1 protein-coding gene is annotated in these 243 nt (G+C 62.6%); it reads left to right on the top strand.

What is annotated here, in order from left to right; translation table 11 throughout:
• Positions 1 to 243 (top strand): cadherin-like domain-containing protein (locus ABAC402_RS40545; RefSeq protein WP_040410164.1); only part of this gene is annotated, 243 nt, incomplete at both ends.

Genomic DNA, 243 nt, shown 5'->3' with positions numbered 1-243 from the left:
CATCACCCCCGACGCCAACTTCCATGGCACGGTCGTCATCAGCTACACCATCCTCGACGGTGAAGGCGATCCGGTTGAGGCCACCCTGGATCTGACCGTCAACTCGGTCATCGACCTGGTCGAGTCCGACGAGACCACCACGCTTGGGGCAACGGATGAAGACCTGATCCTGACCGGCGAAGACGACATCGACGGCACCGGCAACAGCCTCGGCAACGTCCTCACCGGCAATGACGGCGCCAA

It is taken from the genome of Asticcacaulis sp. AC402 (genome assembly GCF_000495835.1).
Classification (GTDB): domain Bacteria; phylum Pseudomonadota; class Alphaproteobacteria; order Caulobacterales; family Caulobacteraceae; genus Asticcacaulis.
This window is presented reverse-complemented; position numbering and strand designations above follow the sequence as displayed.